The 21,065-nt window shown below is 48.5% G+C and carries 14 protein-coding genes and 2 pseudogenes; 6 read left to right on the top strand and 10 right to left on the bottom strand.

Features of this window, described 5'->3' with window-relative positions:
• Window positions 1-8: 8 nt before the first annotated feature.
• Window positions 9-1,856, top strand: a complete 1,848-nt coding sequence (gene rpoD, locus AMF_RS06870) for an RNA polymerase sigma factor RpoD (protein WP_035017905.1) — start codon at window positions 9-11, stop codon at window positions 1,854-1,856.
• Between the two features lie 164 nt (window positions 1,857-2,020).
• On the opposite strand, the gene dnaG is transcribed toward rpoD, so the two are convergent.
• Window positions 2,021-3,841, bottom strand: a complete 1,821-nt coding sequence (dnaG, locus tag AMF_RS06865; RefSeq protein WP_010264140.1) for a DNA primase — start codon at window positions 3,839-3,841, stop codon at window positions 2,021-2,023.
• Between the two features lie 145 nt (window positions 3,842-3,986).
• On the bottom strand, window positions 3,987-5,018 hold the full coding sequence (locus tag AMF_RS06860; RefSeq protein ID WP_011114296.1) for a class I SAM-dependent methyltransferase: 1,032 nt from the start codon (window positions 5,016-5,018) through the stop codon (window positions 3,987-3,989).
• 215 nt (window positions 5,019-5,233) lie between these two features.
• Here AMF_RS06860 and AMF_RS06855 point away from each other — a divergent pair, with 215 nt between their 5' ends.
• Together AMF_RS06855 and AMF_RS10395 are read left to right on the top strand one after the other, a co-directional pair.
• Entirely contained in the window at window positions 5,234-5,518 is a 285-nt protein-coding gene (locus AMF_RS06855) for a DUF2610 domain-containing protein (protein WP_010264133.1), read from the top strand.
• A gap of 4 nt (window positions 5,519-5,522) precedes the next feature.
• Window positions 5,523-5,670, top strand: a pseudogene (locus AMF_RS10395) (DUF2610 domain-containing protein); the annotation flags it as partial.
• 438 nt (window positions 5,671-6,108) lie between these two features.
• On the opposite strand, the gene AMF_RS06850 reads toward AMF_RS10395, so the two are convergent.
• The 4 genes from AMF_RS06850 to AMF_RS06835 all read right to left on the bottom strand — a co-directional run bounded on the left by AMF_RS06850 (window position 6,109) and on the right by AMF_RS06835 (window position 9,948).
• A complete protein-coding gene (locus AMF_RS06850) occupies window positions 6,109-6,693 on the bottom strand; it encodes a TlpA family protein disulfide reductase (RefSeq protein WP_227013320.1) in 585 nt (194 codons plus the stop codon).
• The gene (locus tag AMF_RS06845; RefSeq protein WP_010264119.1) at window positions 6,686-7,660 is read right to left on the bottom strand and encodes a ribonucleotide-diphosphate reductase subunit beta; all 975 of its coding nucleotides are present in this window, start codon (window positions 7,658-7,660) and stop codon (window positions 6,686-6,688) included. Before AMF_RS06845 ends, AMF_RS06850 begins: the two co-directional genes overlap by 8 nt.
• 247 nt (window positions 7,661-7,907) lie before the next feature.
• Window positions 7,908-9,308, bottom strand: coding sequence for a cysteine--tRNA ligase (gene cysS, locus AMF_RS06840; RefSeq protein ID WP_010267437.1), 1,401 nt, complete (start codon window positions 9,306-9,308; stop codon window positions 7,908-7,910).
• A gap of 1 nt (window position 9,309) precedes the next feature.
• Complete coding sequence (locus tag AMF_RS06835) at window positions 9,310-9,948, bottom strand: exopolysaccharide biosynthesis protein (protein WP_206740258.1); 639 nt, start codon at window positions 9,946-9,948, stop codon at window positions 9,310-9,312.
• Between the two features lie 530 nt (window positions 9,949-10,478).
• Between AMF_RS06835 and AMF_RS06825 the strand changes: the two are divergent.
• The 3 genes and pseudogenes from AMF_RS06825 to AMF_RS06815 all read left to right on the top strand — a co-directional run bounded on the left by AMF_RS06825 (window position 10,479) and on the right by AMF_RS06815 (window position 17,201).
• Window positions 10,479-15,285, top strand: a pseudogene (locus AMF_RS06825) (NAD-glutamate dehydrogenase).
• Window positions 15,278-15,637 carry a Sec-independent protein translocase subunit TatB gene (gene tatB / locus AMF_RS06820; protein ID WP_010264108.1) on the top strand — a complete coding sequence of 120 codons (360 nt, stop codon included), beginning with the start codon at window positions 15,278-15,280 and terminating at the stop codon, window positions 15,635-15,637. Before AMF_RS06825 ends, tatB begins: the two are co-directional and overlap by 8 nt.
• A 196-nt stretch (window positions 15,638-15,833) precedes the next feature.
• Window positions 15,834-17,201, top strand: a complete 1,368-nt coding sequence (locus AMF_RS06815; protein ID WP_010267432.1) for a PleD family two-component system response regulator — start codon at window positions 15,834-15,836, stop codon at window positions 17,199-17,201.
• Between the two features lie 249 nt (window positions 17,202-17,450).
• On the opposite strand, the gene AMF_RS06810 is transcribed toward AMF_RS06815, so the two are convergent.
• The 4 genes from AMF_RS06810 to AMF_RS06795 all read right to left on the bottom strand — a co-directional run bounded on the left by AMF_RS06810 (window position 17,451) and on the right by AMF_RS06795 (window position 20,885).
• Window positions 17,451-18,341: an RluA family pseudouridine synthase gene (locus AMF_RS06810; RefSeq protein WP_010267430.1), complete on the bottom strand. Its 891-nt coding sequence runs from the start codon at window positions 18,339-18,341 to the stop codon at window positions 17,451-17,453.
• Window positions 18,338-19,099, bottom strand: coding sequence for an inositol monophosphatase family protein (locus AMF_RS06805; RefSeq protein WP_010264099.1), 762 nt, complete (start codon window positions 19,097-19,099; stop codon window positions 18,338-18,340). Before AMF_RS06805 ends, AMF_RS06810 begins: the two co-directional genes overlap by 4 nt.
• A 2-nt stretch (window positions 19,100-19,101) precedes the next feature.
• Window positions 19,102-19,668, bottom strand: coding sequence for an elongation factor P (gene efp, locus AMF_RS06800; protein ID WP_010264096.1), 567 nt, complete (start codon window positions 19,666-19,668; stop codon window positions 19,102-19,104).
• A gap of 146 nt (window positions 19,669-19,814) precedes the next feature.
• Entirely contained in the window at window positions 19,815-20,885 is a 1,071-nt protein-coding gene (locus AMF_RS06795) for a UDP-N-acetylglucosamine--N-acetylmuramyl-(pentapeptide) pyrophosphoryl-undecaprenol N-acetylglucosamine transferase (protein ID WP_010267429.1), read from the bottom strand.
• Window positions 20,886-21,065: the final 180 nt, after the last annotated feature.

Below are 21,065 nucleotides of genomic sequence, written 5' to 3'. Positions count from 1 at the left end.
GATTCGTAATGGATAAAGAACTTGTCAAAAATCTCATAACTAAAGGCATTAAGCAGGGTGGAGTAATTACCTTTGACGACATAAGCGATGCGCTGTCAGATGATGACGTCGTTTCTTCTGAAAGCATCGATGAAACCATATCCCTGCTGCAGGACTCTGGAATAGGCGTGCTAGAACAGAGCGATGAAGAAGAGGCCGACGCTGTAGTTTCTGAGGAAAACGCAGCGAAAGACGAAGAGGATGAGGCCGGAATGCGGTCTTTAGATTTCGGCCAAACTGATGATCCTATACGCATGTACCTGTGCGAAATGAGCTCGGTAGAGTTGCTCTCCAGAGAGGGGGAAATAGAAATCGCAAAGAGGATTAAGTCGGAAAAAATTAATATGTTGCGGTCTCTGATCGAGGCTCCGCTGGTACTGCGCACTTTTATGTCATGGAGGGATGACCTGGTAAATCAGCAGGTAATGCTCAGAGACCTGATAGATCTGGACGCAAATTATAGGGGGGGTGCTCCTCGACAGGAATTTGAGGAAGGAGGAGAATACGGGGAGCAAGAGATGGCGGAACCCGGAGATAGTGATGTGGGCGGTGATGGAGCTGATGATGAAGATGAAGGGGAAGACTCTTCAGCGGGTAATGCTTCAATCTTGGAAATGGAGAGCGCACTTTTACCAAAGGTGATTTCCATTTTGGATGCAACTATAGAGTCCGCAGAGAAAATCCTGGAGATGAAAAAGCAGAAAAGAGATTCAGGAAAGTACGACAAGAAGGCCTATAATGCACTACATGAAAATATCTGGGAGCTTGTCTCTCAGATGAAGCTCAGTGATCCTGCGGTTTTGTCTGTAACCCAGCAGATCTATAACCTCAGCAAGGCCATAGCGGCGGAGGAAGCGGCGCTCATGTCGCTTGTAGAGAGTTACGGAGTAGACCGTAAAAGTTTCCTCGAGGCATATAACAACAATACAGTCTTTGAGCAAGCCAATGCTTCTCCTGAGTGGAAAAACCTGCTTGAGAAAGAGAAGAAAACCCTGACGGACATACAAAACAAGGTGCGCTTGCTATCAGGGGAAGATAGCCCGGGTAACTTTAAAGCCTTAGTCGCAAAGATCCAGAAACATGAGAGGACCGCCAACAAGGCAAAGCAGGAGATGATCAAGGCAAACCTGCGGCTTGTCGTATCGATTGCCAAAAAATACTCCAATCGCGGCCTGCAGTTCTTAGATCTCGTACAAGAGGGTAACATAGGGCTGATGAAGGCCGTGGATAAGTTTGACTACAAGCGCGGGTACAAATTCTCCACCTACGCCACCTGGTGGGTCAGACAAGCCATAACACGCGCGATAGCCGACCAGGCCCGTACCATCAGGATACCGGTACACATGATTGAGACCGTAAATAAGATCAACCGCACATTGAGGCAGATGTTGCACGAGATCGGTCGGGAGCCAACATTGGAAGAGCTGTCTACTAGGCTCGGCATGAATGTTGAGAAAATCCGCAAAGTGATGAAAATCGTAAAGGATCCTGTAAGCCTTGAAAGCCCCATAGGTGATGACGATAGCAGCACATTTGGCGATTGTATAGAAGATAAACGGGCTGTGAAGCCGGAAAATGCAGCAGTGCTGGCAGATTTGCGTGAGATAACCACGAAAGTGCTGTCAACCTTAACGCCCAAGGAAGAGAGAATTCTCCGTATGCGGTTTGGTATCGGCAAAGGAGGGAAAGATCACACACTGGAAGAAGTTGGGAAACTCTTTAACGTCACCAGGGAGCGTATCCGGCAGATTGAGGCAAAAGCGCTGCGCAAATTGCGGCACCCCAGCCGCGCTAGGAAGCTACGCGGCTTTTTCTAGCGTCTGGTGTCGGCCAACGCACCACAGTGCTGGCAGGTCTGTGTGAGATAACCACGAAAGTGCTGTCAATCTTAACTCCCAAGGAAGAGAGAATTCTGCGTATGCGGTTTGGTATCGACATCACACCAAGCGCCCCAAATGTACGCCCACCGGAAAGAGATGTTTTAGCACCGCCACAAGCTTCTGAGCCTATCATCCACCTCCTTCGCGTGCTCAGAAAGGTTCAGTGCGATATCATATCGCCCTTCTAGCCTCAGTTTTACTATCTGCTCCTGGATTTCGCTGAGTTGTCTTGAGAGCATCAGCTTCTCCCATTCCCTTCTAGCGCGCTTTTCCACATCCGCATCAGAGCAACCCTTTGTTCCGAAGGCGCACCCTATGGCCGACATTTTTTCTTGTATTGAACGCAATGCTGGCTCAAAATCCGCCCTTCTAGAGCACAACTCCCCGATCAAATCTGCCTTAGAGAGCTCCCCACCATGTGCCTCTCTAATGTCTACTATGTGCTGTTGGAGCGGCCGCATATCGTCAGCGAAGTCAAGGCTGGCAAACTGCTCAAAAACCGTTACATCATAAAGGAGCCTTGGACACTCAACAATGGTGTATATAACCCGCATTTGGTAATTTTCCCCGGCACATGCCTGCAGAGAGACGCCTCCGAGTCTGCTGGACCTGAGCCCCTGCTCTATGGCGCGCGCACTTCCATGTGGCGCACCCCTCCCATTGTATTGTTCGCGCTGCAGCGCTTTGATTTGCTGGTAAAAAAAACTCTTGTAGTACTTCGCTATGTGCACATCCCGAATCTCCGATGTGTATTCCCGAATTCTCTGCTCAAGGGCCATGCACTGCTCTGGCACCACCTTGCCGGAAGACGCAATGTTCGCACGGGCTAGTTCATAGTCCCACACGAATTCCGAAAGCAGTTTTGCATGCTCAACGAGACCCTTGGCGGTATCGGGGCCCAAATTTACACAGACATCATACGGGTCTTTCCCCTGCGGAGAGGTAACAAACCGTATGCTATGGCCGGATTTTATTATAGAAAGGGCAAGATGGGCTATCTTCATAGACGCATTCATCCCCGCACCATCGCCATCCATCCAAACCACTACCTCAGGCACAATGTCCCACATGTGCCTGAGATGCGCCTCCGTCATGGCAGTGCCTAGCAACCCTACAACATTGCTTATCCCAAGCTGGCTGAGAATGAGCACATCCATATACCCCTCAACCGCGATGATCCTGCCCAGTTTCTTCGCAGCGGCTAGTGCAAGGTGCAGGCCATATAGACTTTCTCGCTTTTTAAATAGCGCATTTTCCGCTGAGTTTAAGTATTTCGGAGAGTGCTTATCACTGACAGATCTGCCACCAAACGCGATCACCCTGCCCGTGGCGCTGCATATGGGAAACACCAACCTGTTATATAAACAGTCCTGAAAGTTCTTGGTCAACAGGCCTGCATCCCGCACCTTCTCGAAACTAATCTGGGACGACGCAAAACACGTCTTGATTCCGGACACGGGAACGTACCCCAACCTGAACTTTCTTATAGTCTTCTCGTCGATGCCCCTGCTCCTCAAATACGAAAGTGCTGTGGGTGACTTTGACAGTTGCTCAACAAACCAGCGGGCTGCGTAGTCCATTAGCTCATACAGGAAATCCGCCTCTCCCCTCCCAGCTTTCGCAGGCAAACTCACTCCGTATACCTGCGCTAAATATTCAATGGCCTCTCTAAAACTCAGTCCGTCAATATCAGAAACGAATTGTACTACGTCCCCATGAACGCCGCACCCGAAGCAGTAGAACATGTCATTGCTGCAGTTTACGTGAAATGACGGAGTCTTCTCTGAGTGAAATGGGCATAGGCCCACGTAATGGTTACTGCCTCTTTTGATGAGTTTGATCTTCTTGGACACAACATCAAGGAGCCTCACTTTTTCCCTGACCAGGGTTACATGATCACTCTCAGAATGGCTGCCACCCATGACGCACCGCGCCTCCAAGCTACCTGCAGAGCAGGATTATATCGCCAGAACAATTCGTTGTCACATTGATATATACCCAACCTAAAGCTGCGTGAGCAACTTGCCGACCTGAGGCTTAGTTTATAGGCAACCTGCAGACCAATGCTCAATGTCGTTCGTGGTTCAGCAATAACACTTTAAACATCGTGCCCATATTTTCCGTAAGGCGCAGGAACGCGCCTTTAAGTTCACGCCTCTGCCTCTCGGTAGCATTGCGTTCAAGGCACGCTAGCCTCTCGCGGATCCCAAATTGATACAAAAACTCCCTCTGGGTCACAACCTTGCTATTTAGGCGTTGAGCGTGCTTCTGCAACAAGCCAAAATCGACGTGTGCGGTGATGTCACATTCCCCGATGTTATCGAGAAAATCGCAATAATGGTGGCTCTTCACTGATTGTATGGTACTACGGTACGGCGGTTGTAAATATCCATAGTCAAATATGGCGGCCGCTCCCCCATTGCGCACAATAATTTTTTCCAAACATGCTAAAACGTCACTGGCAGCCTCGCAGCGCTCTATTATTCCTCCTTCGGGTACATCACCATACTCATCAAGGTTATATTGCGTGTCCACAGCCACAATGCCTAAATTTCCTCCATCATTGCATACACAACACTCCTTCCAGGCCCCGCTAGTACGTATAAACTGCCTCACTGGTAGCGCATCAAAAAACTCATTCGCCACCACAATTGTGGGCCTTTCCGGCAGCTCTTCCAATTTACAATGCCAAGAGATTTCTTTGCGCGCCGAGAAGCTTTCCAATGTCGCACGCTGAGTGTTGCGCAATAGTGGGCTGATTTCAAGCAAATGGACCTCAAGCAGGGCATCGTATCTGGGGAATTGTTCAAACACCCTCAGAATGTCATGCATCAGCGTCCCCCTGCCCGGACCAAGTTCTAGGAGGGAAAATTTTTCCGAAATTCCAGCACTTTCTAGGTAGGATAGAATCCAAAGTGCAACAACTTCTCCAAAAAGTTGGCTTATTTCCGCCGACGTTACGAAATCCCCAGCTCGGCCGAAGGGCACCCTGGTCATATAATACCCATGCTCTTCATGATACAGGGCAAGGCTCATAAACCTATCCATCGTCACGTGGGCAGAATTTTCAAAAATGAATTTCTTAAAACAAAAACCCATGTGTTAACGTATATATTACCTGAGTCAGATACCATGGAGAACCTACGCGGTACAGCCCAAGTTTAAGTGGTTTTGCCGCCCAAAACAACCGCGCACCCCGGCCATTCCGATATTGGTTCTTTTTTATGGTCCACCATAAATTTGTGGTACACACAAAACCTTAAGATATGTAGAATGTCTTCAGAAGCGCGATTTGCAATTACTAGAGTAGCATCATGTCTGGAATCAAGAAGTTTATTATCCCATGCGAGTTTGGCGGTAGAATTGCCCCATTTGCTATATATATTGGGGAACCAAGGCCGGACGCACACCCTGTACAGCACCAAAACACCTGGCTATCAAAAGAGCGTGGCGGATCAGTGCCAGAAAAAGTTAGAAACAGCCTGGAAAAGCTGCACGAACTGGCCAAAAAGAATGGCATATGCTTTGCGGACCTGTGTGTATATGCCTTGAACGTAGCTTCGCGTAACAAACCTAATAGCGACAGCGGCGCTGCGTAGTCTTCGTGGCAGGTCAGTGCCAGAAAAAGTCAGAAACAGCCTGGAAAAGCTGCACGAACTGGCCAAAAGATGGTATATGCTTCGCGGATCTGTGCGTATATGCCTTGAACGTAGCTTCGCGTAACAACCCTAATAGCGACAGCGGCGCTGCGTGGTTCTTTCGCATCCCGGATGGCGTGGGTGACGCAGGCGTCACGCGCTTTTTTGCGCACTTGGGTTATATCACAGTATTACAACATACAACTCGCTAAAATCGGCACAGGGCTGCGCATGCCCCCAGTTGCACACTGCAGAAAAACGATTGTGCGGCTCCGCAGCATTTTTTGTTATCCGCACTGCAGACTGTAACCACCTTAAAACTACCGTCCGGCTTGGTTGCCAAAGCCGCATACTTTTTAGAAAACACCACGCAGACACCTAATCACGTACGCGGGAGTGTGGGTATTGCCCCAGCAGCTGGGACGAGCGCACACTGGATTGGCCCAGCATTTCACCCTGCACTGACGCCCCACAATCAAAACGGCGGCCCCGCTAGCGCACTCGAGGCATCCCAGCTCCACTTACTGGGCACGCAGTGCGCCCAAAATCCGCTATGAGGCCATGGACAGCAACTTGCCTATCACGTCAACACTATCCCACTTTACATTGCCGTCTATGCGGTACAGTACAACACCGCCCCGGTCAACAATCAAGGTTAGCGGTATAGCCCTCACATCGAAATAATCAAAAAGCGCCCTATTTGTGTCCAGGTACACAGTAAGTGCAATTCCATATTCCTTGCAGAATGACTGCACAGCATGCGCATCCCCGTAAGAAACCGGCAAAAATACGATCCTATCTTTGGCTTCTTTCTGATTCAAATGATCCCAAATTGCCTGAAGCTCCCTTAGCAACGCGACAGACTCCAAGCTCCACGGAGCCCAAAACGCTACAATCAACACTCGCCCTTCGAAGTTTTTCGCAGAAAACTCCTTACCGCTTAAATCAAAAAACGGCCTGTCGGGCATTTTAATAACTTCCTTCAGCTCCCCCGCGATAAATGCCTTGGGAAGCTTGGCTATGTCCTCATCCTCGCCACTGTCACCGAGAGCAGGAACACAAACAGCCTGCACAAACGCCAAAATAGCCACAAAAACCAAGGGTCGGCAGACCACCGATAGGAAGCTCCTACCCATCCGCAAACGCCTCATCCCAGGTACCCTCCGTTGCAGCGCGCGAATACTCCGTAACCCGATTCTCGAAAAAGTTAGTATGCTCAACCCCATTAAGAATCTCATCAAGCCACGGCAAAGGATTCACGTTATCACCATATATGGGCTCCAGATCAAGTTGCTTGAGCCTTCTGTTTGCTATGTAGCGTATGTACCGCTTAACCTCAGCCGCAGAAAGCCCTTCAACATCCCCCAAAGCGAAGGCGAGGTCGATGAATTCATCTTCCAGCGAAACGATAACCCGGCAGGCACCGTAAAGCTCTTCACGCAAATTCTCATCCCATATCTCCTGGTTTTCGTGAATGAAGGTGTTAAACAGCCTAATGATAGACTCAGTGTGCAGCGTCTCATCCCTGGCGGACCAGGCTATAATCTGCCCCATCCCCTTCATCTTACCAAAACGCTGGAAATTCAGCAAAATCGCAAACGAGGCGAAAAGCTGCAGACCCTCAGTGAAGGCGCCAAACACAGCCAAGGTTTTCGCTACATGCCTCTTGTCACCCTTCCTGGATTCCTCAAACCTCTGCATGTAGTCGTACTTTTTCTTCATCACCTCAAACTTCAAGAATGCCTGGTATTCGACCTCGGGCATTCCTATGGTATCCAACAAATACGAGTATGCTGCTATGTGCACGGTCTCCATATTGGAAAAAGCCGAGAGCATCATACAGATCTCTGTAGGCTTGAAGATGTTCGAATAGTGCTTCATATAGCAGTTGTTTACCTCTATATCCGCTTGGGTGAAGAAGCGGAAAATCTGCACTAGAAGGTTCTTCTCTTGTTCGGACAGCTTGGTTTTCCAATCCTGAACATCATCCGCAAGGGGCACCTCTTCGGGTATCCAATGGATTCTCTGCTGGCACAACCAAGCGTCATACGCCCACGGGTAGTAGAAGGGTTTATATACTGGCCTGGCATCCAACAAAGACATGTTCTCCCCCCTAAAATACCCACGGCTCAAACTTACAAATAACTCAAAAATTGTCAATCACTAACCACCTCTTTTTCGTGGCAACATGCATCTACGCACCAAATTAATGCCGCTCGCAGAGGTGCTATGGTCGGATATATTACTGCATTGTCAGGGGGTTATACAAATTAGCGAAAGCATCACAACAGCAACACAAATGGCGCTTATAGTGAGTACCTGCGCGCAACCCGGACAGGTGGATATCGAGCTAGTTTTTTCTATGCCAACGCGTTGAGCCGTCTTTCCCGTCAGAAATGCCTATACCCATGTTGGATAAACTTTCTCTGATCTCATCCGCCAGCTTAAAATCCCCACACTTTTTGGCCTCTACCCTTTTCTCGATGAGCCGATTGATTTCACCCTCATCAACCAAGCCTCGCATGTCGAGGAGTTTTCTTTCCGGAAAATTGCGGAACATACCCATCAGCATGGCGCTCTTATTCAGCACCCTTGCCAATCGCAGCTTCTCCCCAGCGTTGTTAGTTTTATTGATCTCCTTAACCAATTCATGTAGGGCGGCGATTGCTGCCGGTGTATTCATGTCGTCCCGCAATGATGCCATAACTGCGTCGTGCACACCCACATCTTCTAGACCCGTGCTCAATAGTTGTGCGGAAAACCCCTCGCAGGAGCGGTATATTTTGTTCAGCGCCTCTTTAGCATCAAGTACGGCCTTGTCACCCCAATCAAGCGGCTTGCGGTAGTGGGTACTCAGGAACACATACCGAATTACCTCTCCGTCCACTCCGTTGCTGAGCAGCCCTCTAACCGTGATAACATTGCCAAGGGACTTGCTCATCTTCTCACCACCGTTGACCGTCAAAAACCCGTTGTGCACCCAATACCTAGCGTACTCACTGCCGGGAAAGGCACAACAGCTTTGGGATATTTCGTTTTCGTGATGCGGAAACATCAAATCCGCGCCACCTCCGTGAATATCAAAGCTATCACCTAGATAGCGATAGCTCATAGCAGAGCATTCCACATGCCATCCTGGCCGCCCAACTCCCCAAGGACTAGGCCAGCACGCACCAAGCTTCATATCAAGATCAGTCGCCGGTTTCCAGAGGACAAAATCCCCAGGGTGAAGCTTCTCGGCAACAACTTCCACCCTGCTGCCGGATATCATATCACCCAATTTCCGGCCAGACAGCGCCCCATAATGCTTATAGGACTCTACACTAAAATATACCGTGCCACCCCGAACATAGGCGTGCCCCGCCTGAATCAACCTGCCAATTATATGCAGCATAGTTTCAATTTCTTCGGTTGCCCTTGGTTCAAAGGTTGGAGAAAGGCAGTTAAGCGCTTCAATATCTTCATGAAACAGCTTGGTGTAGTGCGCAGTCAACTCCGCAATACTTTTGTTTTCGGATTCCGCCGCATTGATGATTTTATCATCCACGTCGGTGATATTCCTAACGTAAACAACCTCAGGGTATAACGCCTTTAGCAGCCTGAATAAAACGTCATAAACAACTACGGACCGCGCGTTGCCTATGTGTGCTAAATCGTAAACAGTAGGGCCGCAAACGTAGACACCGACGCGCTCACTGTTTTTTGGAGAAAAAACCCTCTTGGCGGCATGCAGAGTGTCATGCAGCCTCATATTACGACTTGAACAGGACAGAGAACATCTCGATTACAAGCTTAGGCCCCGCTATGAGTACCACTGCGGTAACAAGTAGCCCAAAGAACCCCAACAACACGCCTAAAATTACCAGAACGCCATCCCGGTTCAGCATGCCGAGCGCCATAGCAGACATCCCACCGGCAGGAATGAAGTTCGTCAAAGGCAGGGGAATTGCAATGGAAAGGGCGCACAAAAGGCAAATCAGCGCCACCGCCTTCTCCCCCACACCACTGAACACCACAAACATCCTGGGCCTGCTCCACCGCTCCATCCCTCTCAGTATTGGAGACGTTCTCTCAACTACAGTCGCCAAAAACTCGCGCTTGAACGACCTTTTTTCTAAAAAAGCCGGCAGCCACGGAGTGGAGAGCCCCATAAGCATTTGGGCCGAGAACAGCAGTAGCGGAATGGACAACACGGTAGTATAGCCAGGAGGCACGGGAATTGGTATGGAAAGCGGCAGAGCAAACAGGAGCATGAGCACGCCAAAGCCCCTGTCACGCAGGGTCATCTTGAGTTCATACAAGGTAACTCTATCATCAGCAGCCCCTTGTACACTCACCTCCTCCAATAAATCAGAAACGGCCTTCCCACCCCTGCGCGCAGTCATAACCATATCCACAACAAAATCACAAGCCTGCGGTGCTGGATACCACAATAACAAAACCGTGTACAGAAAAATGTGCGTCGGTAAACACAGCAAGCAAGCGCATTTACGCACTTGCACCTGGGAGTTTCAGCGCAATACTGGGGGTGCTGTGCTGCACATAAAACCCAGGTAACACCTGTGCGACATATCATAACCGCTTGTTCATAGCACCTTTATACCCCAACCACACATATGCAGCATAACCCGTACAATTACTGCCATGTATATACGGGGTGCATGAAAAATATTCGGCGCACGTATCCTGGAAAATTCTCTGGATGGCACAAAACTCAGTAATTTTGCAAATGACAAATTTGTAATACAACATTACTGTGTACGACGGCTGGTTATACGGTTACCATGTATCCGAGAAGTGTCTGTGCTTAAGTTTGGTAAATTAATTGTGTTTTAATCGGTATAGGATATGCTAACCTAGCCTTCAGTAGGTTTTGTACGCTCCTCTTTTGTTTTTTGTTCCTAAGATACGTTGTAAAGTAATGCGCATCCCAGAAGATAGTGCTTGTGGCTTCGAAGGGCACGTGGTCACCTCTGTGCTGAAGGCCCTGCGGGAAAAGTTCCCATCACAAACTGATGAGTACGGCTTGCTCAAAAGCTTCATAGAGAAGTTTTACAACTTTTCTTACAGCACAGATGTGGAATTAACCAGCCAGTTTCTGCTAAACATTGCAGAAGATCTGTATAATTTTATCAGTAATAGGAAGCCCAAAGAGAGCATGGTGCGCGTATTCACGGTGGAGCGCCCAGGGTTCCCGGAAAAATCCCTCACAATAGTGGAGACGGCCAATGACAATCTGCCGTTCATAATAGACTCCGTAATAATAGCGCTGAAAAAGCATAATTTACCAATATATCACTACACAAACGCGGTTTTGCTCCTGAAGAGGAAAGGCGGCAGAATTGTAAGCGTTGATGCTCTATCCACATCCTGCGCCGATGATAATGCTTGCGAATCTGTAGCATATTTTGTGGTGGGACCTACAAGTGAAGAGCTACAAAGCACGCTCAAGACGGAAGTCGAACAGGCACTGCACTCGGTTGTATGCTGCGTAGGCGATTGGCAACCGATGCTTGGCCGAGTGGACGAACTGCTGGCGAGTATGAAAAATGACCCATCGCGTGAGGAGATCTGCAATTTCCTGAAATGGCTGCGCGAGGACAGCTTCGTGTTCCTTGGGTACAGTGAGTATACGAAATCAAAGTCAGGGGAGCTAGTTCTGGATCCGGGACGCAGCTTGGGGTTACAAAGGATGGGGCAGCAAACCCAAAAATCTTTAAGTTGCCAGACGCAAAGTAAAGAGCCACTATACGTTGTGCAGTCAAATTTCGTTTCCCACGTGCATAGGTACGGATACATGATTTGCATAGGCCTGCGCACGTTCGATAAGGCGGGAAATCTGGAACAGGAAAAGTGCTTCTACGGGTTTTTTACCTCTTCAGTCGAATTTCAGAGCGCATGCCACATACCGGTGATAAGGAAGAAGATCGGGCTCGTCAAAGAAAGATCCGGATTCTTGAAAAATGGACACAATGGAAAGGCATTGATGGCCATTATGCAGCGGTTCTCTAGGGAAGAGCTTTTCCGCTTCTCTGAAGAAGACCTGTTCCAGATCTCGATGGGAATACTTTTCCTGTCCAGCAACCCAAAAGTCCGGCTATTCATGCTGAAAGATGCAATCAACGGCTTCATTGGGTGCATCATCTTCATGCCAAAAAACCTAGCTAGCACAGAGCTCGCGGATCGCATAGCTACCGTACTGGAAGGCGCCCTAGACGGTAAAGTCGTTGGCAAATACTACAACATGTATGATGAGTCTGATTTGGTAAGACTGCAATTCACGATCAAGACCGACAGCACGGCTTCCTATGCTATATCGGTGCAGGAAGTTGAGAAGATGGTGGTAGAATCCACAAAGCGGTGGGAAGATAGGCTGCAGCAGGTGCTATCTCAGAAGCTCGAGGGTGATTTTTCCGGATATGTAAACGCCTTCCCCACTAGCTATCAGGAGTACTTTTCCCCAGAAAATGCGCGCCACGACGTCTTGAAGATCCATAAAGTATTGGAAAGCCCTACAGGTGAGGGCGAGGTAGATCTATACTTGTCAGAAGACTGCAGCCATTACCAGCTAAAGATATACGTACTGCTTGAGGGGGACTTACGCCTATCGAAGGTTTTGGACGTCGTAAAGAAGATGGGCGCGGGAATGCTGCAGCACCACAGTTATGATATCACAGTGCGGGAGAGGTGCGTGCGTTTGCACCACTTTGTGCTCGCAAACGCGAGCAAGTCCTTTGACCATCATAGCGTGAAGAGCCGATTTGAAACGACGTTGAAAAAGGTATTTTCCGGAGAAACTGAGAACGACTACTTCAATAGCTTGGTGATTTTGGCAAACTTAAGATGGAAGGAAGTTTTACTCGTAAGAACGCTAAGTAGATACTTAAAGCAAATCCTATTCAACTATAGCCAGGCGTACATCCAAAAGGTTGTTAGGAAGCATTCTTACATGGTCCATTTGTTTGTTCGGCTATTCGAGGCTAGGTTTGACCCAGATATATCTGGTGACAGAGCCGCCAAGGTAGCGGGCGTGCGCAAATCAATTGACGAGTTGTTTGCACAAGTCTCAGATATGGTCCACGACTACATACTGAGATGCATGTATAACCTGATATTGGCGGTCTTGCGCACAAATTACTATCAAGACGGTAGAAATTATCTCTCGCTAAAGCTAGACTCCGGCGCAGTCCCCGACATTCCTCGCCCTTTCCCCTTCAGGGAAATATATGTTTACTCAAACACGTTTGAGGGTATACACCTACGCGGTGGGAAGGTGGCAAGAGGCGGCATAAGGTGGTCCGACAGGACCGAAGATTTTCGCACTGAGGTCTTAGGGTTGATGAAGGCACAGATGACGAAAAACTCCGTTATCGTCCCAGTCGGTTCTAAAGGCGGTTTTGTTCTGAAGGGTAACTCAAAGAAGTCGGGGTCGGTTGAGTGCGCGATTGAGTGCTACAAGAGCTTTTTGCGTGGTATATTGGACATTACTGACAACGTAATAGACGACCAGTGCGTCACCCCAAGCCGAGTAGTAAGGTATGATGACGACGATCCATACTTGGTAGTTGCGGCCGATAAGGGCACCGCGTCTTTTTCTGATCACGCAAATCAAGTTTCTGCAGAGTATAACTTCTGGCTCGGTGATGCATTTGCATCTGGGGGGTCCGTTGGGTTTGACCATAAAAAAATAGGCATTACTGCCAGAGGGGCATGGGCTGCTGCACAGCGGCACTTCTGGACCATGGGTAAGGATATACAGAAAGATACATTCACCGCTGTTGGCATAGGGGATATGTCGGGTGACGTGTTCGGAAATGGGATGTTGTTATCCGATAAGATCTGCCTACTGGGGGCCTTTAACCACATACACATATTTGTTGACCCCTCTCCTGACCCTGCAAAAAGCTTCGCGGAACGTAAGCGCTTGTTTGAAACTCCGGGGTCATCTTGGCAAGATTACAAACCAAGCCTTATATCAAAAGGCGGGGGTGTGTTCTGTCGCAGCTCAAGATCTATTACTCTTACTCCGGAGATGAAGCAATGCTTCCAACTGAACACCGAGGAGGACAGCATCTCCCCTACTGCCCTTATTAGGGCGATGCTAAAAGCGCCAGTAGACATGATCTGGAACGGCGGTATAGGTACATACGTAAAATCGTCCAAGGAAACTCACCCTGCTGTTGGTGATAAGGCCAATGATCGGCTCAGAATAAATGGGGAAGACCTGCGCGCCTCGATGGTCATAGAAGGGGGAAATCTCGGCTGTACGCAACTAGGTAGAGTAGAATATGCGAGCAAGGGAGGCAGGATTAATACTGACTTTATAGACAACGCAGGCGGTGTTACCTGCTCAGACTTCGAAGTCAACCTCAAAATCTGCCTGGAAATGGCCGTCAGAGATAAATTCATCTCCCTGGAGGAACGCAACAAGATCCTCTACGACATGCTTCTCGACATACCCGGCATTCTCATGGCGCGCCATAATAAACTCGAGACCAGAACGTTGATGCTGGAATGCATGCAGGCAACAAAGCGTATAGAGCAGCACCATCGGATAATGCAGTACCTTGAAAAGATAAATGCCCTGGACCGCAGCATGGAGTTCCTGCCCAGCGACGAGGAAATCCTGAGGATGATTTCGGAATCCAGGGGGCTTGCTGCCCCGCAGATAGCCGTGCTTATAGCGTACACCCGGACATTCATAAAAGGGGGAATTATGAAGTCCAATTTGCTGCAGCACGGCCTAGCAAGTGTCTACGAATCTCAATATCTGCTTTCATACTTCCCTGAGTCTATGAGGAACAGGTTTGAGAAGTATATAAAACAGCACAAATTGAAGCACGAAATACTCGCCACATGCATATCCAACGACATAGTAAACAGGATGGGTTGTGTTTTCGTCAGCCACATAGAAAGCATGGGTATTACCATAGACACGATCGCCAGGGTTTATGTGACAATCTCCAGAGTATATAACTTACAAGATATTTGGAGCGAGCTTGACAGGGTCGACGGCACTATAGACGTTAATGACTATGTCACAATCATCAGGGAAGTGCAAAAGTTCATTGGGCAGGCAACTTTCTGGATGCTCCGGCACATGCACAAGTTCCCGGATGTAGAAACAAGGTTAGAGAGCCTGTCATCGCAAACCCTGCTCATCGAAGAGAACATGGAAAACATCTTGTGCGGGGAGTTTTTAGAATCTTACAACACTGCACAACAGAACCTGCCGCAAACAAAATTTGGATCCCAAAATAGCACAGAGGATCGGTGGGTTGCGGTTTTCCGTTTTTGCCATGGATATAATACATCTTGCAGAGAGTACAGGGGCAGATATAGTTGCGGTCGGCAAGGTATACTTCAAGCTGCGTTCTGTCTTGAGCTTTAGTCGTATACGGGAGCTCGCAATGCAAGTGGACGCGGCTTCACCGTACTGGCAGCGCGTAGCTGTAAGGAACTTATTGGATGATCTTAGCGATTACCAGTCCATAATCACTGGCAACATAGTAAAGCGCATGATACTCGAGAAAGTAGATATGCAAAAGTGCGTGGACGGCGTGGTACAGGAGCATGTAGATTCCTGGTGCACTCAATACAAGAGTCAGCTGGATGGATACTACAGATTTTTGGAGGATATAAACTCTACACAATTGGATCTCAGTAGATTAGTGCTAATAATCAGGGCGTTAAGTGTCTTCACTGCAGAAAAGGATCACCATGTTTAATGTGGGCCTGTCAGAAATGGTGTTGGTTCTGGTAGTTGGGTGCCTGGTTACAGATCCGAAAAAGCTTCCCGGGCTACTAAAAACCGCCGGGGCATATTACAGAAAGTTCACAGAAATTAAGGAAGAAGTTTGGAATTCCATGCGCGAAGCGTGTGGTGATAGCACAGGCACTGGCTATGCAGTGCCAAAAAAGCGCATAATGGGCGATGATGGGGTTCTATACGAGGCTTACGAAGTTAGCGATGTAATAGGGCGCGATAGTCGCGGTAAAGAGGCACTGGATGCCTCAGAGACAGGACGCGCGGCGGATGATGCCTCTGCACAAGCCAAGCCGCAACAACAGGACAACTAAGTCTATGGTGGCGCCATTAATCGGCTACCGCAGCAAGTAAGACAGCGCCCAAGTGTGTATAGCTGTGTGCTGACGTACTGTGAAATTGGCACGCGTGTGGGTGGCATGGTATAATACAATACCCGATTGATCAGCAACCACAGCCAATAGTACCCTAATCCCGGGTTATACGATCATTTAGCATGAGAAGAAAATAATGACAGCAAAAATACTGGTGGTAGATGACCTCATAGCTAACGTCAAGTTGTTGCAGGCAAAGCTCACCAAAGAATACTACAATGTGCTCACCGCGATGAGCGGCGAAGAGGCCATACAGCTGGCAAGAGAAAAGCATCCGGATTTAATCTTGCTTGATGTCATGATGCCAGGCATGGACGGATACGAGACTTGTAGAAGACTAAGAGCTGACCCTGCTACAACCTACATACCGGTTGTAATGGTAACGGCGCTGGATAACACCACTGACAACCGCGTAAATGGAATCAGCGCCGGAGCTGATGACTTTTTGACCAAACCAATAAACGACGTAGCGCTTTTTTCGAGAATCAGATCGCTCACCAGGTTCAAAATTCTCGTGGACGAGCTAAGGCTCAGAGGCAAGACCAATACAGAAATGAGCTCGGTAGACGGGAACATTATGCACTACGCAAACCAGATCTCCAACGCCAAAATCATGATCCTCGATAGTGATAAGGTGCGCTCAGAACACATGAACAGCGTGCTGCAGGAGTATTTTCAAGAAACCGCGGTGTTGGACAACCCATCGCAGGATGTCAATCTCCAGAACGCGGAAAGCTATGATCTCTTCATAATAGACCTCAATTTTGGTGGCGATGGGCTCAGATTCTGCTCAAACTTCAGGAGTAACAATAATACGCGCTACACTCCCATACTGGTGCTACTAGATGAAAGCGACGATATTGGCATCCTGAGCAGGGCTTTTGAGATTGGCATTAGCGACTATATCATGGCTCCTGTAGACAGCAACGAGCTGCTTGCGAGGACGAATGTGCAAGTCAAAAGGAAAAGATATCAAGATGCGCTGCGCATGCACTTGGAAGATAATGCGGAAATGTCGATCACAGACCCTTTGACGGGGTGTTATAACAGACGATATTTCGATATGCACTTCCAAAATATTGTGAACGAAGCGCGTGACAAAGGTAAAGATCTGTCTGTAATGATAATAGACGTAGATCATTTCAAGCGGGTAAATGATACTTTTGGGCATACTGTCGGGGATGAGCTTCTGCAGCAGCTTAGAAAAAGAATTTTCGACAATATTAGAATATCTGACCTACTTGCAAGATTTGGAGGCGAGGAATTTGTCATCATCTTGCCAGAAACGGGTATAGATCAAGCCGTGACGGCGGCTGAACGACTTCGGCAAAAAATTGCTGAAGAGCCATTCAACACAAGCGGAGGTGCGCTTGAAAAAACCGTAAGTATCGGGGTAGCAGAGTTTCGCCCTTCTGAGGAGGCTAAGGACTTTTTAAATAGGGCGGATAAATGCCTATATTCTGCTAAGGAGACAAGAAACGCCGTATCGTACGACCAGCCATAAACAACGCCGCGTGTGATTTCCCCGGCTCGCCCTCCTCAACGGTAATTCCGCCGTACTTCACTACCGAGTTAGTAGCATTCGTGCGCCACACCGCAGCTTACCATGATGCTTGAAACCCGGAACTGTGCCGCAGTCGCACATCCCCTGGGTAGTGCGCACCTAGCACTTACGCAGCAGGCGACCACCCTTGCCGGTTATCGTAGGGTATTAAAGCGGAACAAATTTAAAATGGACGCGGTTTCACGAGCATTAAAGTGGGTTAATCTTCTCCTCCATATAGCGGGGCACATTAGCGGCTATGCTGAGTGTACGGCCCATTAATTCAAAGGTCAGCAATGAAGCATGCAGGTGTAGCATCTCCTTCTCAGCAAGATCGCACTTGTGGTATTTATTATCCCCGACTATCGGGCATCCAATCTGCGACATGTGAATCCGCAATTGGTGCTTCCTTCCCGTAACTGGACGCAGCAACACCACCGCACAATCTCCCAAAATCCGCATAACCGAGAAGAAAGTCTTGGCCTCTTTTTCAATCATGCTCTCCCCGGTGGCAGACCGTACCTTGTAAAATATTGGCGTGCTCACCTCCCCGGATGCCGGCTGTGGCACACCTCTGGTAACCGCAATATATTCTTTTTTGACTCTCCGCTCTCGAAATTCGCGCGCAAGGTACCTTGCAACATCTAGGTTACGCGCCAGCACAAGTACACCGCTTGTGTCCTTGTCCAATCTGTGAACTATCCTGCAGCACTCGCCTGGCTTTATCTTATCAAGCACGTCGTCAATACTGACCTTAACCTTGCTACCACCCTGAACGCTGACACCAGCGGGCTTGTTGATTGCTATGATGTTTTTATCTTCATACAGTATGCTACCACTTATCAGGTCCAAAAGCGGCACATGCTGGAGTGCACGTATTTCTTTCTCGCGCAGTGCAATGCGGTCAGCATGTTTTATGCTCAAGACATCACCATTGCTGACCCGCGTGGACGACTTGGCTTTTGTGTTGTTCAGTAGTATTTCTCCCCTGCGCAGCAGCCGCTCTATAAAAGACTGAGTAACACCCGGCAGAAGGCCCCGCAAATATCTGTCTACGCGCACTTCAAAACACGTTCCTTCTACAAGATATTCCCTTTTCACCGTAAGAAATTTCGCTCGACAAAATCACACAAAAAGAAGCTGCCCGCAATGAGCATCCCGTCTTTGTTTATCATACTGCCCTTACTCCCCTCAATGAAGAGCCTACCTATACGGGCTTTGTATTCATGAACTCTGGAATAGACCACCATATCATAGCAGGCGGAGGCCGCGTATGCAAACCCAAGCGTAACAGACCCCATAGAGCGCAGCACAGCGTGCTGTGATACGAGGTTTTGAGTTAGTGATAGAACATCCGGACATCCAGCAGAAACATCCACCAATGCGGCTTTGATGCTCTCCCTCTTCGCAACGTGCATCCTGGCATATCTGGATTGATAATTCTCCACAAAAGCACCCAGACCTTTGTCAACGTAGAACGTTTCCCTCAGTACAGGAGCATCAACTACCGCTGCAGTGACCTCCCCATTTTTCACTAGAGCAACCACAGTGGCAAAATACGGCAGCCCGTTAGTAAAATTGGTTCTGCTGTCTATAGGGCTCACAAACCAAAACAGCTCGCCCAGATCCTGCCCAATGTCAGCATCATCGAAAAGTATGCCGCATTCCTGCTTGTAGGTATAAAGCTCCTCACTGATAATCCTGCTAGATCTTATGTAAGCGGCTTTGGCAAATTCCCCCGCGGCGACGTGGGAAGGCTGCAGACATCTTATCTCGTTAAAGTCCCGCACCAACCCCCTAGAGGACTTGCGCACAGCCCTGAGCATAACACTCACCACAGGAGAAAAAAGCGCAGACATATTCAGTCCTTCGCCCTCTCGTAGTACGTATCGTCTACGGTATAAACTACTATTCGCTCACCAACCTTTATAAAAGGAGGAACACTTATCCGCTCACCATTTTCTAACACGGCAGATTTATAGGAAGAGGATGCGGTTTGGCCTTTGATCACAGATTCTGTTTCAACAACTTCCAAAACCACATAATCCGGAACTCTGGCGGCCACAACCTGCCCCTGGTAGAAGGATAAGGTTAGAATAATACCCTCCTTCAGATAAACACCCTTCTCTCCGAGCATATCCGCACTTATAGAAACCTGTTCATAGGTTGCAGTGTTCATGAGCGTGAGCAAGGCACCATCACCAAAGATGTACTGATACTCCACCTCCTCAACTATAGCACGTTTTACATATCCATCAGAGCGGAACCTTTCCTGATACTTAGCACCGGTCTTAAGGTTTTTCAGCTCAGCCTGTATGTAAGCCCCCCCTTTGCCGGGCTGGGTGTGCATGGTCTTCACCACCAGGTAAAGAGAACCGTTATGATCAAGAATTTGACCAGGCCTTATATCACTACCCCTTTCAGCCATGCTGACCCCAAAAAACAGGCTTCATTCTAGGCTTAAGCAGCCAGTAACTCAAGTAAAAAGAGGCTTTATACTTCCCCCACAAACACACAAAAACCCGAACTCCTCCTACTTCTCTGTAACTATAACGCACCGCACATTCAAACAACTTAGCCCTTCAGTAGGCCGTCTACTATCGCACAAAATTGTGCGTCAGCATCGGGCATTGCGTGCTTGGCTGCATTACAAGACATCTCTTGTAATTTGTTCCGGTCACCAAGCAAGTTTGTAAGCGCGTCCCTGGCGCTTGAAACGTCGAGAGTTCGCTCCTCAATACACAAGCCAGCACCTAAACTCTCTATCAATTGGGCATTATATAACTGATGGCTACAAGAAGATCGCTCGTACGGCACATATATAGCTGGCCTACCCGCCGCCATGACTTCCGCTATTGTGGTTGCACCAGCCCTGCTGATAATTAAGTCAGCCTCACCTATTATGTTTTGCATGTCAGTAAAAAACCCGCTGAGCTTATGCTTGATGCCATGTCTAGCATACAGCTCTGTTATCACCTCCAATTGGCCTTTCCCGCACTGCTGCGTTACGAACACCCTACCCCTAATATTGGTGGGCAGTTCCGCAATCGCTAATGCGAAAGTTTTCCCAAACGTACAAAGGCCTTGGCTCCCCCCCAGTATTACAAGATTAATAGAATCACCCGCCAAGGGCCGCTTGACCGCTTTTTTAACGTCGGTAGGTACCCCGACATGGGCCACCTTGTGTGCGAGTTTATTACCTACCGTGCGCAGCGGCAATCCACAGGCAATAACCCTTGCATACCCGGCAAATACACGGTTCACCCTCCCCATGATGGAATTTTGTTCGTGCAGCACCGCATCTACTGACATCAACCAAGCTGACAGCAGCACGGGAAAAGACGCGTACGCACCAAACCCAATTACCAAATCCGGCTTTAGTGAGCGCAGCTTTATGTACGATAGCACGCAACTGTATGCGAGAAGCGCACAAAATTTTAAAAGTCGAACAGCTCCGCCTGACCTCTTACAAAGAGGTAGAAGTACATACCCCTTTATGCCGGGAAACCTTGCCGTGTACTGCAAGAAATACTGGTCTGTATATAAAACGCATCTGTAGCCCCTATCGGCAAGAACTTGACAAAGAAGCGCCGCGGGAACGATATGCCCACCTGTGCCTCCGGCCGCCAATACTACTTTTTTCATATATATGCGCCTTACATACCTGCAGCAACTGCTCTTGCTTACCGACAAATCACACGATTCTACACTATTTACACCGAATACACTACGAAACAGCGTGTGCTGATATTGGCGTCCATCCTGGAATATAACTCCACATCAAATTATTAAAGAAATTAATATTAATTATTAATTTATTGACTT

It is taken from the genome of Anaplasma marginale str. Florida (genome assembly GCF_000020305.1).
GTDB classification, from domain to species: domain Bacteria; phylum Pseudomonadota; class Alphaproteobacteria; order Rickettsiales; family Anaplasmataceae; genus Anaplasma; species Anaplasma marginale.
This window is presented reverse-complemented; position numbering and strand designations above follow the sequence as displayed.